The organism is Vogesella indigofera (assembly GCF_003633895.1).
Classification (GTDB): domain Bacteria; phylum Pseudomonadota; class Gammaproteobacteria; order Burkholderiales; family Chromobacteriaceae; genus Vogesella; species Vogesella indigofera.
Genome location: NZ_RBID01000017.1, coordinates 118528 through 131288, shown reverse-complemented (window position 1 = coordinate 131288; position 12761 = coordinate 118528). Strand labels below are relative to the sequence as shown.

Here is a 12761-nt window from a genome sequence, read left to right as displayed (position 1 = left end):
GCAGCCTGCCGGCCGCCACACCCGCGCATCCTGTCGCAACGACGACGGGCGGACTCGATCCCGGGGTGGCACCAGAGGAGACGACACATGATGCAGCACTACTCGACCTTCGCCGCCGCGCCGGCAGAGCGCCATCGCCGCTGGCAGGAAATCATCGGCCAGACCTATTTCAACCTGCAGCTGGATTTTCTTGATCCGGCGCGCTTCGAGGGCGACCTCAGCTGCTGGCAGCTGGGGCAGCAGTCGCTGTCGCGGCTCAGCAGCGGCCCGCTCAGCTACCGCCGCGTGCGCGGCGAGATGCACGACACCGCCGAGGAGCAGTTCCTGGTGTCGCTGCCGCGACAGAGCGCCATCTTTTTCAGCCAGATGGGGCGCGAAGCGCACTGCGGCGCCGGCCATTTCATCCTCGAACGCAGCAACGATCCCTACGAATTCCACCACACCCGCGCCAACAACCTGTGGGTGCTGAAAATCCCCGGCCACCTGCTGCGCGCGCGGCTGCGCAATCCGGAGCGCTACTGCGCGGTGACCTTTGACGGCAGTCACAGCATCGGCGCGCTGTTTGCCGACTACCTCGGTGCGGTCGGGCGGCGGTTGGAACAGGGCGACGACTGCCTGCACCCGCTGGTCGGCCAGCAGTTGCTGGAGCTGTTCGTCGCCGCCACCGAAGGCAATCCGGCGGTGCTCGATTCGCAGGCCTCCTGCGTGCGCGCCGCGCACCTGAACCGCATCGAACGCTATGTGCGCGCCAATCTGGCCGATACCCGCCTGGCCCCGGAACAGATCGCCGGCGCCTGCCGCATCTCGGTGCGCTACCTGCACGACCTGTTCCGCGACACCGGCCAGACCTTCGGCCTGTGGCTGCGCGAACAGCGGCTGGCGGGCGCACGCCAGGCGCTGGGCAGCCCGCAGCCGCAAACGCTGGCGCAGCTGGCCTACCAGTGGGGCTTTACCGACCAGTCGCATTTTTCACGGGTGTTCAAGCAGCGCTACGGCTGTACCCCGCGCGAGGAGCCCGAGCGGCTGCAGGCGGCGCGCCAAGGCAAGGCGCACTAGCGGTATCAAGCCGGCAGACGGAGGGGTGTCGGGCGCCGGCTGACTGGCGCCGTTGAATGCAGCAGTGTCACGCAGCCGGCGCATAGCCGCGCAGGAACACGGCCACAGCATCTTGAACGGATTGTGAAACTTGTGCGGCCGTAGGCGGCTCACTGGCGGCACCAAGCAGGTGCTGCTGGTATTCCGACTCCAGCATGCCCAGCAGATGGGCGGCCGCGGTGTCGGGCTTTGCCCGGCGCAGCTGGCCGGCCTCCATTTCTGTCGCCAGGAAAGCGGCCAGTTTTGCGATTTCCTGGGCAAGCCCCTTGTCGAACAGCAGGGCCCCGATACCCGAACGCCGTCCCTCCGTCATGATGATGCCGCGTAACGTGATCAGATCCGGTTGCAGCATGCTGGCGAGAAAGTGCTCGCCGAAATTCAGCAAGGTCTGCCCCAGATCCTTGCCCGGCGCCAGGCGCTCGAAAGCGGCCGCCAGTAGCTCGGTCGCCACTTTTTTCATCACGTGCAGGAAGATATCTTCCTTCGACGGGAAATAGCCATAAAGCGTGGGCTTGGTCACGCCGACCTGCGCGGCGATTTGTGCCATCGAGGTGGCATCGAAGCCCTGCTCCAGAAACACCTTGGCCGCCCCGGCAACAATTGCCTGGCGCCTGTCTTCAGTTTTTACACGCATGCCGCCTCAACGATTCCGCTCGATTGTCATAATTCCTCACCCATGGCCTTCACATTTAACCAAATGGTTTAGTTATAACATGGAGCGCCACCATCGTTCACTGGTTGACTGGCTCCGGCACCTCCGCATCCACGCGGCCTGAGCTGCCATTTTCAAGCATGCCCAGGTCACGGCTGCTGCTTCGACCATAACCATGCAAGTACACTTGAACGGCTTCCTGCGCTGACGCCACGATCTGTTGTGCGCTGGGCGCCTCGGCGAAGCCTGTCATGAAAGACTCCAGGTAATCCGCCTCAAGCAGATTGATCAAATGCAAGGCGGCACGCCAGGGCTTGGCGGGGCGCAGGCGGCCGGCCGCCATTTCCCCTTCGAGAAACCTCGCCAGTTGCCCCCACCCTTGCGCCGGGCCGCTGTCAAAAAACACCCGCCCCATGCCTGAACGCGGTCCCTCGCCCATCACGATGCTGCGCATGATGAGCAGATCCGGGAGCAGTATCACATTCAAATAGTGCTCTCCGAATTTCCGCAAGGTCCCGGCAAGATCACTGCCCGGCGACAAACGGCCAAACGCCTCCACCATGTATTCTTCGGCCTGTTGCTTCATCACCACAAGGAACAGCGCTTCCTTGGAAGGAAAGTAGCTGTACAGCGTGGCTTTCGATCCGCCGGATCGCTCGGCGATTTCCGTCATGGAGGCGATCTCGTAACCACGTTCCAGGAACACTTCGGCCGCTGCGGCGACTATCGCCTGCCGCCGGCTCTCGCTCTTCACTCGCATATCTCCCTCTCTTGATAAGTTTACTGTACGGTTAAGTTAAGTATTGACAGCCATTGTAGCTTGTTGCTATAACTTTACCAATTGGTTTACTTATAGGAGAACGCAATGCCCGCTTACCCGCGAAACTCAGCACGTAACATCGCATGCAACGGCCTTGTTCTGGCATTTACTGCCGCACTGGCAGCTTGTGCCAGCGTGCCGGATCTCGGCCCGCAGCCGCAGTTGCACACCCCGGAAAAATTGCAAAGCAGCCAGAGCCTAGCCGGAACCGGCAACAGCTGGGCCGGGCAACAGTGGTGGCAACGCTACGGCGATGCCCAGCTCACCCAGCTGATGGCAGAGGCGCTGGCCAATGCGCCGGACCTGGCCACCGCACAGGCCCGCATCCTCAAGGCCGAAGGTTATGCCCAGCAGGCCGGCGCCAGCCGCCTCCCCGGCGTGGATCTGAATTCCAGCGTGATGCGCCAGAAGCAGAGCTACAACAACGGCACGCCGCGTGCCGCCATGCCGCAGGGCTTCAACACCTCGGCCCGCGTGGCGCTGGACTTCAGCTACGAACTGGATTTCTGGGGCAAGAACCGCGCTTCCGTCGCCGCGGCAACCTCCGAGCTCGCCGCCGCCCAGGCCGAAGCCGCACAGACCCGGCTGATGCTGACCAGCGCCATCGCCGCCGCTTATGCCGAACTGGCCCGCCTGCATGCCGACCGAGACGCCACCACGCAAGCCGTGGAAGTCCGCCGCCGCAGCGAGGCACTGCTGAACGAACGCCAGCGCAACGGGCTGGAAACCCTCGGCAGCGGCTACCAGGCCGAATCGCGCCGTGCTGGCGCGGAAGCCGACCTGATCGCGGTCGACGAGGCGATCGCCTTGCAGCGCAACAAGCTGGCCGCCCTGACCGGTGCCGGTCCGGACCGCGGCCAGAGCATTGCGCGGCCGAGCGTTGACCTAAGCCAGGCGCAGGGTCTGCCGTCCGAGGTACAGGCCGAACTGATCGGCCGCAGGCCGGATCTGGTCGCGGCGCGCCTGCGCGCCGAAGCCGCTGCCAAGCGTATCGACGTGGCCCACGCCGGCTTCTACCCCAACGTCAATCTGGGCGCCTACCTCGGCGTCCAGTCGCTCGGCATCGACATGCTGAGCAAGGGTGGCGCCGGCATCGCCGGCATCGGCCCGGCCATCAGCCTGCCGATTTTCCGTGGCGGCCAGCTGGAAGGCGGCTACCGAGTGGCACGCGCCGAATACGACAGTGCGGTCGCCAGCTACAACCAGACGCTGGCCCAGGCGCTGCGCGAGGTGGCCGACGCCGTCACGCAACAGCGCATGCTGGATCCGCAACTGCAGCTGCGCAAGGCCTCGCTGCAGGCAGCGCAACTGGCTTACCGCGTGTCCCTGGAACGCTATCAGGGCGGGCTGGGTAATTACCTGACCGTGCTGAATACAGAAGACAGCGTCATCAACGCCCGCCGGGTGCTGACCGACCTGCAGAGCCAGCAATTTACCCAGGACGTCGCCCTGATCAAGGCGCTGGGTGGCGGCTACCAGAGCGACCGCACCTGATAACACATACGAACCATCACACTTTTCGAGGAACATGACATGACCAGCCAAGCCCAAACTCTTCCCGCCGCCCAGATGCCTGCAGACGAAATGCCGGTACGCCGCAAAAAACTGTTCATGCTGCTGGGCGGCGCCATCGCCGCGGCCGCCATCGGCTACGGCAGCTACTGGGTGCTTGTCGCCTCGCACTACGTCAGCACCGACAATGCCTACGTGGCCGCCGAAATTGCCCAGGTCACCCCGGAAGTCGCCGGCACCGTGCGCACGGTGCAGGTGATGGACACCCAGCACGTCAAGAGAGGAGACATCCTGGTGCTGCTGAACGACAGCGATGCCAGGCTGGCGCTGGCGCAGACACAAGCCGATCTGGAACGCGCGGAACGTCGCGTACGCGGTTTCTTCGCCAACGATGCCGGGCTGACGGCGCAGGTGCAGGCACGCAGCGCCGAGCAGACTCGAGCCGCCGCGCAACTGGCGTCGGCACGTTCGGACCTGGAGCGCGCGCAGCTTGACTTCAAGCGTCGCGAGGCACTGGTCAAGAATGGCTCCGTATCGGCCGAGGAGTTGAGCAATGCCAAGAACGCACTGTCCGTTGCCGAGGCCAGATACCGCGACGCGGAAGCAGCCGCGACACAAAGCGAAGCCTACTACCGAGCGGCGGTCGAGGCGCTCAAGAGCAACCAGACGCTGACCGCCAACACCACGGTCGACACCAACCCCGAAGTGGCCCTGGCGCGCGCCAAGCGCGACCAGGCCCGGCTCGACCTGGCGCGCACCGTCATCCGCGCTCCGATCGACGGCGTGGTGGCCAAGCGCCAAGTGCAGGTAGGCCAGCGCGTACAGGCCGGCGTCAACCTGCTGTCGGTGGTGCCGCTGCAACAGGCCCACGTCGATGCGAACTTCAAGGAAGTGCAACTTGAAAAGGTTCGTCTCGGCCAAGCCGTCAAGCTGACGTCCGACCTGTATGGCAGCAAGGCGGTCTATCACGGCAAGGTCGTGGGCCTGGCCGGTGGCTCCGGCTCGGCCTTCGCCATGATCCCGGCACAAAACGCTACCGGCAACTGGATCAAGGTGGTACAGCGTCTGCCGGTACGCATTGCGCTGGATCCAGCCGAACTCAAGGCACACCCGCTGTCCGTGGGCCTGTCCATGACCGCGACCATCGACACCCGCGACAACTAAGGAAGCCATGATGTCAGCAACGACAACCCATGCTACGCCCGCGCCGCTAAGCGGCGCCCAGTTATGGTTGGCCGCGGGGGCGCTGGCGGCGGGCAACTTCATCGCGGTGCTCGACACCACCATCGCCAATGTCTCGGTACCCAATATCGCCGGCGGCCTAGGTGTGGCTGCCAACCAGGGCACCTGGGTCATTACCTCTTATGCGGTGGCAGAAGCCATCACCGTACCGCTGACCGGCTGGCTGACGGCACGCTTCGGCACCGTGCGCCTGTTCGTGACCTCGATGCTGCTGTTCGGCCTGTTCTCCATGCTGTGCGGCATGTCGAGTTCGCTGGAGATGCTGCTGACCTGCCGCGTGCTGCAGGGTCTGGCCGGCGGCCCGCTCATGCCGTTGTCGCAGACCCTGCTGCAACAGATCTTCCCGAAAGAGAAACAAAGTACGGCCATTGGCTTGTGGAGTATGACCACGCTGGTGGCGCCGGTGCTGGGGCCGCTATTGGGCGGCGTGCTGTGCGACCAGGTGAGCTGGCCGTGGATTTTCCACATCAACGTACCGATCGCGCTGATCTGCAGCTACATCGCCTGGCAGATGCTGAAGCGCCACGAAAGCGCCATCCAGCGTTCGCGCATTGACAGCATCGGGCTGGCACTGCTGGTGATCTGGGTCGCGGCGCTGCAGCTGATGCTGGATGAAGGCAAGAACCACGACTGGTTTGCGTCGAATGAAATCGTGACGCTGGCCATCGTCGCGGTGATCGGCTTCGCCGCCTTCCTGATCTGGGAGCTCACCGAGCGCAACCCGGTGGTCAACCTGCGCGTGTTCCGCCACCGTGGTTACTGGGTCAGCGTGCTGACCATTTCCCTCGCCTTCGGCTCGTTCTTCGGCGCCACCGTGCTCACCCCGCAATGGCTGCAAAGCTATATGGGGTACACCGCGACGGATGCCGGCATCGCGCAGGCCATCAGCGGCATCCTGTCCGTGTTGGCCGCACCGCTGGTGGCGCAGCTGACCACGCGCATGGATCCGCGGCCACTGGTGTTCATGGGCGTGATGTGGCTGGGTGCGGTGACGCTGTTCCGCAGTTTTGCCACCACCGACATCAGTTTCGTGCAAGTGGCGCTACCGCTGTTCTTCCAAGGGCTCGGCATGCCGTTCTTCTTCGTGCCGCTGATCGGCCTGGCCATGTCCAGCGTGGAAGAACACGAGATGGCCGCCGCCGCCGGTCTAATGAACTTCCTGCGCACCATGTCCGGCGCGATTGCCACCTCGCTGGTGACCACGGCCTGGGAGGACAAGGCCAAGTACTACCACGACGTGCTGACCGGCCTGTCCGATGCCGGCGGCGAAGCGGTACATTCGATGGGAACGGTCTTCGGAACGGAGCCGGCACGCAACCTGCTCAATTATCTGGTGGACAGTCAAAGCATCATGCTGTCGACCAATGAGGTGTTCTGGATCAGCGGCCTGTCGTTCGTGGTGGCGGCCTGTGTGGTTTGGCTCGCGCCCAGACCCACCCGCGTCGCCGATACCAGCAACGTGCACTGAGGCCGATACCAATGGACCGCACCATGAGCCATCCCGCCAAGCCCGGACGGCGTACCGTCCGGGCTGCCGAAGCGCTGCTCGCCCGCAGCAAGCCCGGCCTGCCGCCCAATTCGCCACAAAGCATGGAACTGGTTCACCAGCTCCAATGCTTATGGAAGGTGATGCTGGCGGACATGCACGACACGCTGCGCGAGGCCCACCTGACCCCGGTGACCTACGCCACCTTGCTGGTGCTGTACCAGGCGCAGGATGGAGTGATGACCCCCTCCGCGCTGGCGGCAAGCACCGGGGAACAGCCGACCAACGTCTCCCGTATTGGCAACGAGCTGGAAGCCATGCAGCTGATCCGGCGCTCCCGGAGTGCACATGACCGGCGCACCGTCGAACTGCGACTGACGGCGCGGGGCATCGCGCAAATGGACGCGCTGCTGCCGCGCCTGCACGAGCAGGCCGAGCGGACATTTTCCGTCCTGAGCCTGTCCGAGAAAAACCTGCTGCTACGGTTACAAAAGAAGATCCTGGCACACGCCGGACCGCTTGCCGGATGACGGCAAGCGTGCCATGACGCCCATAACCCGATACGAAAGCGCAGCAGGCGACACCATCAACCGGTGACCGGGCAGGCGTACCCGCGGGAGTTCCATCGCCCGCTGGTCTGCATGACCAAGCATAAGGGCGTGATCCTGCGGGCCAACCCGGCCTTCATCAGCGCCTGTGGATCCGAGCAGGACGAGCGGATCGGCCAGCCGCACAACATCATCTGCCATCCAGGGAATTTGAAGACATGTGGCGCACGCCGGAGGCCGATCAACCCCGGCGGGGCATCGTGAAGAACCGGCGTGCGGGCCATCCCGGCAGATTGCATCGCGTCCAATCGACGCTCAACCGTCAGCACCGGTATCGGCGTTGTCGGCCGGCGCGTCGAACGGCTGCTCACTCTCACCATCCTCGTTGGCCGCATCCGGTTGCAGTGCGGCACCACCGACGATCTGGTAGCTGAACTGCCAGCGTGCGTAGCTGCGCGCACCCTTGAACGCGGCGTCACGCTGCTCGAACTGGTCGACCTTGAACGGCACGCCGCCGCCGAGGCTGTAGACGCCGGCGATGCCGCCGTCGGGCGCGCGCAGCAGCCCCCACTGCGGCTTGCTGGTCATCGGGTCGGGATACAGCTGGCGCAGATAGCGCTGGACAGTGGGATAGCGCTTGTCCAGCAGCAGGTCGGCCAGCGTCGGCGGGTAGCGCTTGGCCGCCGCCGGCGAGCGCTCGTAATACAGTCGGATCGCCTCGCGGTACTGGTTGCCGACGAACAGTAGCTCCTGCTCGCGCTGGCGCTGCTGCACCGTGGACCACACTTCGCCGGTTGCGGCCAACATCCAGCCGATCACCGCGATCAGCACCAGCAGCCCGAGATAGGTGAAGCCGCGCTGGCCGGCAGCCGGCGCCCGCCGGGCACGGCGACGCGCGCTACCACTCCTGATAGCGGCTGCCATCCTGTGCCTCGCCTTCGGCGCCGCTCTTGACGTCGAACACCCCGCCCTTGGCCGGATCGTCCGGCGGCACCACCACCCAGGTCGTGCTGCTCTCGGTAAACGGGTCTTGCGGCAGGCTGCGCAGGTACCTGTCGGTCACCAGCTGTTCCAGCGCATCCGGATACCTGGCGCGGTCGCCGTAGTATTTGTCGATGGCCTCGCGCATGATGAACAGGTCGCTGTGCAACACCGCTTCCTTGGAACGCTCGACACTGCTGAGATAGCGCGGCACGGCAATGGTCAGCAACAGGGCGATGATGCTCATCACCACCATCAGCTCGATCAGCGTAAAGCCACGCGCTTGGTGCATTTTCATAGACACGCCCGATCTTCCCTGCCGCACGCGGCACACCACGGCGGCCGCGTTATCACCATTGCCGGTACGGGATGCCGTTCAACCCGTTGCCATCCGCCCTGGAATAGACATCAAACACGTCCTCGCCCTCTTCCGGGGCGTCGGCCTCACTGTCATAGCTGCGCAGCCCCCAGGTTTCGGCGGCGTCCTGCTGCGGGTCGGCCGCCAGCGGATCGCGCGGCAGCCGGCGCAGGAAATAGATCTTCTTCTGCTTGTCCGGGTCCTTGGGATCGAGCACGCCTTCCACCAGCACCGCCAGCGTCTTCGGGTAGCCGCTTTCGTCGGCCGCCTTCAGGATGCGACCGTCGTCGACCGCCTTCTTGTAGGCGTCGATGCCGTCGCGGATCTGGCGCAGCGCCACGCGCAGCTCCTGCTCCTTACCGCGCTGCACCGTCAGCTCCGCCAGCGGCAGCGCGATGCTGGCCAGCAGCGCCACGATCGCCACGGTGACCACCAGCTCGATGAGGGTGAATCCGCGGGCGCGGTGGCCGCCGGTTTGCGCTGGCGCCTTCATTTTCCCTCCCCGTCCGGCTACTGCGCCGGGGCCGGTGCGGCCGGCGGCGGAATCGGTACCGGGGCCGGTGCGGTGCTCGGCGCCGGTGTCGGCTGGAACGGCACGATGCCCGGCAACGGGATCATGCCCGGCACCGCTGGCACGGCCGGCGGCACACTGCGACTGCTCACACCCGAAGACGGGATCGGTGACGGTGCGCCGCCGACCGCGCCCATACCGCCGATGCTGCTTTCGGTGCCAGCGCGGAATTCGGAAATATTGCGGGCCGGCAGCGCCAGGTTGTGCACGATGTGCGGCGTGATCAGCAACACGATTTCCGACTTGGAGCGGTTGTCGTTATTGGTGGAGAACAGGCGGCCGAGCAGCGGCAAATCACCCAGCCCCGGGATTTTGGTCACCGAACTTCTGTCCTCATCCTGGATCAGGCCGGCCAGCACCTGGGTTTCGCCGTTGCGCAGGCGCAGCATGGTATCCACCGCGCGCGAGCCGATCTGGTAGGCGATGCTGTCGCCGAAGTTCACCTGCTTGACGATGCTGCTGACTTCCAGCCCGACATCGATGGTGACGTCTTCGTCCAGGCCGATGGTGGGCTGCACCTCCAGCTTGACGCCGACATCGAGGTAGGACACCGACTGCGCGATGCCGGCATTGACCACCGCGGTGCTGGTGAACACCGGCACCTTGTCGCCGATGTGGATCTTCGCCTTCTCGTGGTTCTTCACGCGGATGCGCGGGTTGGCCAGCACGTTGGCGTTGGTGTCCTGTGCCCGCAGGTTGACCAGCAGCGCCGGGTTGGCGATGAAGGTGGTCAGCCGGCTGGGGTTGGCGCGCAGGTCAATCACGCCCTGCGCCACGGTATTTCCAGGGGTGGTGACCTCGGAGATGGTGTTGCCGCCGGTGCCCAGCACCGCGGTGGTGGTACCGCCCTGCAGCAGACCGTAGCCGACCTGGCCCGGCCATTCGATGCCCAGGTTCTGCAGCCGGGCACGGTTGACCTCCAGCACTTCCACTTCCAGGATCGCTTCCGGCTCCGCCAGATCCTGCGACGCGATCAGTTTTTCCGCCAGCCGCACCGCCTCGGGGGTGTCACGCATCACCACCAGATTGCGCTTGTCATCGACGAAGATGTCGCGCGTCTTCAGCAGGGTGCGGATCAGGTTGGCCGCATCCTTGGCCTCGGCATTGGCCAGGTAGAAACTTTTCACCACCAGCTCCTGGTAGTCCTTCTGCTTCGCCGGGTTGTTGGGGTAGATCATGATGGTGCGGTCGTTGAGCACGCGGCGGTCGAGCTGGTTGGACACCAGCAGCAGCTGCACCGCTTCCTCGATGGTGGTGTTGCGCACGAAGATGGTGGCCTTCAGGTCGGCGCGCACGTCCTTGTCGTAGACGAAGTTGACGCCGGCGGTGCGCGAGATGATCTCGAACACCGCTTTCAGCGACGCGTCGCGAAACTCCAGCGTGATCGGGCGCGCCAGCGCCGATTTCAGCTGCGGGCTGACGATGCTGTCGTTGCCGCCCTGCTCTTCCAGCCGCCGCAGCATGATCCTGGCGTCGCGATGGCGCGGGTTGTCGGCCAGCACCTGCCGTACCGTGGCCAGTGCCGGGGCCACCTCGCCTTTTTGCTGCTGCGCCTGCGCCTCGTCCAGCATCAGCCGGTGGCGCCGCTCCTGCACCAGACCATCCAGCCCGGCCTGCGCGCGCTGGTTTTGCGGGTCGAGGTTCAGCACGCGGCGGTACAGGATCTCCGCGTCGTCGAACTGGCTGTTGAGCTGCACGGTATTGGCCTGCGCCAGCCACTGGTTGATGAAGCGCTCGCGCTGGTTGTACAGGTAGCTCTTGTACTCGACATTGTCCGGAGACTGCTTGACGACCTCTTCCAGGCGGGCAAAGCCCTCCTCCGCCCGGCCGTCCAGCAGCAGCTGTTTGCCTTCCATGAAAGCCTTGTTGCTGGCACATCCCGCGAACACGGACAGGATGAGCAGCCGAAAGAGTAAGCGTTTCAATTTGCCACTCCGATCTCTAAGGTCTGTTGCATTTGCAGCGGCAAGTAGGTGAACGTCATCACCGGCGGCAGGATGCTGTCTGCCCGGTACACTCCGTCGATGACATCGCCCGCTTTCACCACCAGATTACGTTCCCCTTGCGCCACGAATACGGTCACCTGGCCATCGTCGACCGCCTTGCCCAGATAGGTGAACGGCAATGGCGGCGGCTTCGGCGGCGCCGGTTTCGGCGGCGGCGGCGGCACATACCAGCTCTGCACCGGGAACAGATCCTTGACCCGCCCCGCGCCCAGATCGCGCGGCAGGCTGGCCAGGCTGCCGACCTGCAGCTCGGCCGGCGGTGCGGCTGCGACGCGGCTGCCGCGCGGACGCGCGGCCACCGGCTCGACCACCACCGCCCCGGTCTCGCTCTCCGGCTGTCCGATGCCGGCCGCCAGCAGCAGGGTCAGCAGCAGTGCGCCCCCCAGCAGCAACCAGCGTTGTCGTTGTGCAAGCATGGTCAGCTCTCCCTCAGCAGCAGCACCAGGTGGATGGCGGCATCCAGCTGCGGCTGGCCGATGCTGTCACGCTTGAAGCGCAGGTTGGCCAGCAACAGCGTCGGGTTCTCGGCCAGCAGCTGCGCCACGAAGGCGCGCAGCTGTCGGTAACTGCCGCGCACCGGCAGCTGCACCTCGTAGCGCAGCAGCTGCCCGCTGCGGTCCGGCAGCACCTTGTAGTCGCCGCGCGGCAGCGCCAGCTGCTGCGCTTCGGCGGCGGCATAGATCTTCTCCAGCCACAGCGGCGCGGTCGCCTGGTGCGGAAAGGCGCGATAAAAGCGCTGCAACCGCAGTTGCGGGCTGGCCACCGGGTGGCTGCGCTGGTAGCGCAGGCGCACGATGTCGCGCTCCTGCTGTTGCGCCTGCTGTTGCAGCTGCGTCAGCTGGCCCTGCAACGGCCGCGTCAGCATGGTGTGGAACAGCAGCATGCCGATTACCAGCAACACCAGCAGCAGCAAGGGCCAGCCCGCGCGCTGGCGCAGGTAGTTCAGCCGGGGCCAGAACGTGTTCATGAGCCGGCCCTCCACTGTGCCGACAGCGAAAAGCGGATCGGCAGCTCCTTGTCCTGCTGGTTGACGTGGTGCTCCAGCAGGGTGATGTCGCCGAGTGCCGGCTGCTGGCCGAGGCGCTCGATATAGGCCAGCATCGCCGGGCGCCGCTTCACTTCCGCGGTGATGCGCACCGTCTGCCGCAGGCTGTCCGGCTCCACTTCCAGCAAGGCGACCTCGTTGTTCCTGGCCGCCTCCAGCGCGTCGAACAGCTGCGGCCACGACTGGTTCAGCCGCGCCCACACCTCGTTGGCGCGGGCGATCTCGCGTTGCAGCGCTGGTGCCACGGCGGCGGTGGCGCGCGGTTGCAACCGCTGCAGCGCCATCTCGTTGCGCGCGACCATCTGCTGCTGACTGGCGACTTGCTGCTGCAGGGCCGCGTAGTAGCCGCCCTGCAGCAGCAAGGCCGCCAGCACGAGCAGCAACAGCAGGCCGCGGCCGTAGTGGTGGCGGGTTTTGACGTAGTCGAGATCGATCGCGCGCATGT

At 65.2% G+C, this 12761-nt stretch carries 15 protein-coding genes; 6 read left to right on the top strand and 9 right to left on the bottom strand.

The window, feature by feature from the left end:
- The first annotated feature begins 87 nt into the window (after nucleotides 1-87).
- Complete coding sequence (locus C8E02_RS13830) at nucleotides 88-1056, top strand: AraC-like ligand-binding domain-containing protein (RefSeq protein WP_120811594.1); 969 nt, start codon at nucleotides 88-90, stop codon at nucleotides 1054-1056.
- A gap of 67 nt (nucleotides 1057-1123) precedes the next feature.
- Here C8E02_RS13830 and C8E02_RS13825 read toward each other — a convergent pair whose 3' ends face one another.
- Both C8E02_RS13825 and C8E02_RS13820 read right to left on the bottom strand, forming a co-directional pair.
- Entirely contained in the window at nucleotides 1124-1729 is a 606-nt protein-coding gene (locus tag C8E02_RS13825) for a TetR/AcrR family transcriptional regulator (RefSeq protein WP_120811590.1), read from the bottom strand.
- Nucleotides 1730-1826: 97 nt separating this feature from the next.
- A complete protein-coding gene (locus C8E02_RS13820; RefSeq protein ID WP_120811587.1) occupies nucleotides 1827-2507 on the bottom strand; it encodes a TetR/AcrR family transcriptional regulator in 681 nt (226 codons plus the stop codon).
- A gap of 105 nt (nucleotides 2508-2612) precedes the next feature.
- Here C8E02_RS13820 and C8E02_RS13815 point away from each other — a divergent pair, with 105 nt between their 5' ends.
- From C8E02_RS13815 to C8E02_RS17475, 5 genes are all read left to right on the top strand, one after another.
- Nucleotides 2613-4061, top strand: a complete 1449-nt coding sequence (locus tag C8E02_RS13815; protein ID WP_120811584.1) for an efflux transporter outer membrane subunit — start codon at nucleotides 2613-2615, stop codon at nucleotides 4059-4061.
- 39 nt (nucleotides 4062-4100) lie between these two features.
- A complete protein-coding gene (locus C8E02_RS13810) occupies nucleotides 4101-5243 on the top strand; it encodes an HlyD family secretion protein (protein ID WP_120811580.1) in 1143 nt (380 codons plus the stop codon).
- Nucleotides 5244-5253: 10 nt separating this feature from the next.
- Nucleotides 5254-6789 carry a DHA2 family efflux MFS transporter permease subunit gene (locus tag C8E02_RS13805; RefSeq protein ID WP_120811901.1) on the top strand — a complete coding sequence of 512 codons (1536 nt, stop codon included), beginning with the start codon at nucleotides 5254-5256 and terminating at the stop codon, nucleotides 6787-6789.
- A gap of 23 nt (nucleotides 6790-6812) precedes the next feature.
- The gene (locus C8E02_RS13800; protein WP_170152171.1) at nucleotides 6813-7337 is read left to right on the top strand and encodes a MarR family winged helix-turn-helix transcriptional regulator; all 525 of its coding nucleotides are present in this window, start codon (nucleotides 6813-6815) and stop codon (nucleotides 7335-7337) included.
- Nucleotides 7338-7448: 111 nt separating this feature from the next.
- Nucleotides 7449-7619, top strand: a complete 171-nt coding sequence (locus tag C8E02_RS17475; RefSeq protein ID WP_170152170.1) for a hypothetical protein — start codon at nucleotides 7449-7451, stop codon at nucleotides 7617-7619.
- Nucleotides 7620-7670: 51 nt separating this feature from the next.
- On the opposite strand, the gene C8E02_RS13790 is transcribed toward C8E02_RS17475, so the two are convergent.
- The 7 genes from C8E02_RS13790 to C8E02_RS13760 all read right to left on the bottom strand — a co-directional run bounded on the left by C8E02_RS13790 (nucleotide 7671) and on the right by C8E02_RS13760 (nucleotide 12759).
- Nucleotides 7671-8279: a type II secretion system protein gene (locus C8E02_RS13790; protein ID WP_245961159.1), complete on the bottom strand. Its 609-nt coding sequence runs from the start codon at nucleotides 8277-8279 to the stop codon at nucleotides 7671-7673.
- Entirely contained in the window at nucleotides 8254-8634 is a 381-nt protein-coding gene (locus C8E02_RS13785; protein ID WP_211329252.1) for a type II secretion system protein, read from the bottom strand. Before C8E02_RS13785 ends, C8E02_RS13790 begins: the two co-directional genes overlap by 26 nt.
- Before the next feature lie 52 nt (nucleotides 8635-8686).
- On the bottom strand, nucleotides 8687-9187 hold the full coding sequence (locus C8E02_RS13780) for a type II secretion system protein (RefSeq protein ID WP_047967218.1): 501 nt from the start codon (nucleotides 9185-9187) through the stop codon (nucleotides 8687-8689).
- Between the two features lie 17 nt (nucleotides 9188-9204).
- On the bottom strand, nucleotides 9205-11121 hold the full coding sequence (locus C8E02_RS13775; RefSeq protein ID WP_245961158.1) for a secretin N-terminal domain-containing protein: 1917 nt from the start codon (nucleotides 11119-11121) through the stop codon (nucleotides 9205-9207).
- 65 nt (nucleotides 11122-11186) lie between these two features.
- Nucleotides 11187-11687, bottom strand: coding sequence for a hypothetical protein (locus C8E02_RS13770; protein ID WP_245961157.1), 501 nt, complete (start codon nucleotides 11685-11687; stop codon nucleotides 11187-11189).
- 2 nt (nucleotides 11688-11689) lie between these two features.
- Nucleotides 11690-12238, bottom strand: coding sequence for a hypothetical protein (locus C8E02_RS13765; protein ID WP_120811566.1), 549 nt, complete (start codon nucleotides 12236-12238; stop codon nucleotides 11690-11692).
- Nucleotides 12235-12759 (bottom strand): hypothetical protein, encoded by a 525-nt coding sequence (locus tag C8E02_RS13760; protein ID WP_120811564.1) that lies wholly within the window; start codon nucleotides 12757-12759, stop codon nucleotides 12235-12237. The genes C8E02_RS13765 and C8E02_RS13760 overlap by 4 nt, the downstream gene beginning before the upstream one ends.
- Between the last annotated feature and the right edge of the window lie 2 nt (nucleotides 12760-12761).

Excerpts from the sequence above, each read along its gene's own strand:
- C8E02_RS13830 (WP_120811594.1), top strand. The coding sequence starts at position 88 with ATGATGCAGCACTACTCGACCTTCGCCGCCGCGCCGGCAGAGCGCCAT.
- C8E02_RS13825 (WP_120811590.1), bottom strand. The coding sequence starts at position 1,729 with ATGCGTGTAAAAACTGAAGACAGGCGCCAGGCAATTGTTGCCGGGGCG.
- C8E02_RS13820 (WP_120811587.1), bottom strand. The coding sequence starts at position 2,507 with ATGCGAGTGAAGAGCGAGAGCCGGCGGCAGGCGATAGTCGCCGCAGCG.
- C8E02_RS13815 (WP_120811584.1), top strand. The coding sequence starts at position 2,613 with ATGCCCGCTTACCCGCGAAACTCAGCACGTAACATCGCATGCAACGGC.
- C8E02_RS13810 (WP_120811580.1), top strand. The coding sequence starts at position 4,101 with ATGACCAGCCAAGCCCAAACTCTTCCCGCCGCCCAGATGCCTGCAGAC.
- C8E02_RS13805 (WP_120811901.1), top strand. The coding sequence starts at position 5,254 with ATGTCAGCAACGACAACCCATGCTACGCCCGCGCCGCTAAGCGGCGCC.
- C8E02_RS13800 (WP_170152171.1), top strand. The coding sequence starts at position 6,813 with ATGAGCCATCCCGCCAAGCCCGGACGGCGTACCGTCCGGGCTGCCGAA.
- C8E02_RS17475 (WP_170152170.1), top strand. The coding sequence starts at position 7,449 with ATGACCAAGCATAAGGGCGTGATCCTGCGGGCCAACCCGGCCTTCATC.
- C8E02_RS13790 (WP_245961159.1), bottom strand. The coding sequence starts at position 8,279 with ATGGCAGCCGCTATCAGGAGTGGTAGCGCGCGTCGCCGTGCCCGGCGG.
- C8E02_RS13785 (WP_211329252.1), bottom strand. The coding sequence starts at position 8,634 with ATGAAAATGCACCAAGCGCGTGGCTTTACGCTGATCGAGCTGATGGTG.
- C8E02_RS13780 (WP_047967218.1), bottom strand. The coding sequence starts at position 9,187 with ATGAAGGCGCCAGCGCAAACCGGCGGCCACCGCGCCCGCGGATTCACC.
- C8E02_RS13775 (WP_245961158.1), bottom strand. The coding sequence starts at position 11,121 with ATGGAAGGCAAACAGCTGCTGCTGGACGGCCGGGCGGAGGAGGGCTTT.
- C8E02_RS13770 (WP_245961157.1), bottom strand. The coding sequence starts at position 11,687 with ATGCTTGCACAACGACAACGCTGGTTGCTGCTGGGGGGCGCACTGCTG.
- C8E02_RS13765 (WP_120811566.1), bottom strand. The coding sequence starts at position 12,238 with ATGAACACGTTCTGGCCCCGGCTGAACTACCTGCGCCAGCGCGCGGGC.
- C8E02_RS13760 (WP_120811564.1), bottom strand. The coding sequence starts at position 12,759 with ATGCGCGCGATCGATCTCGACTACGTCAAAACCCGCCACCACTACGGC.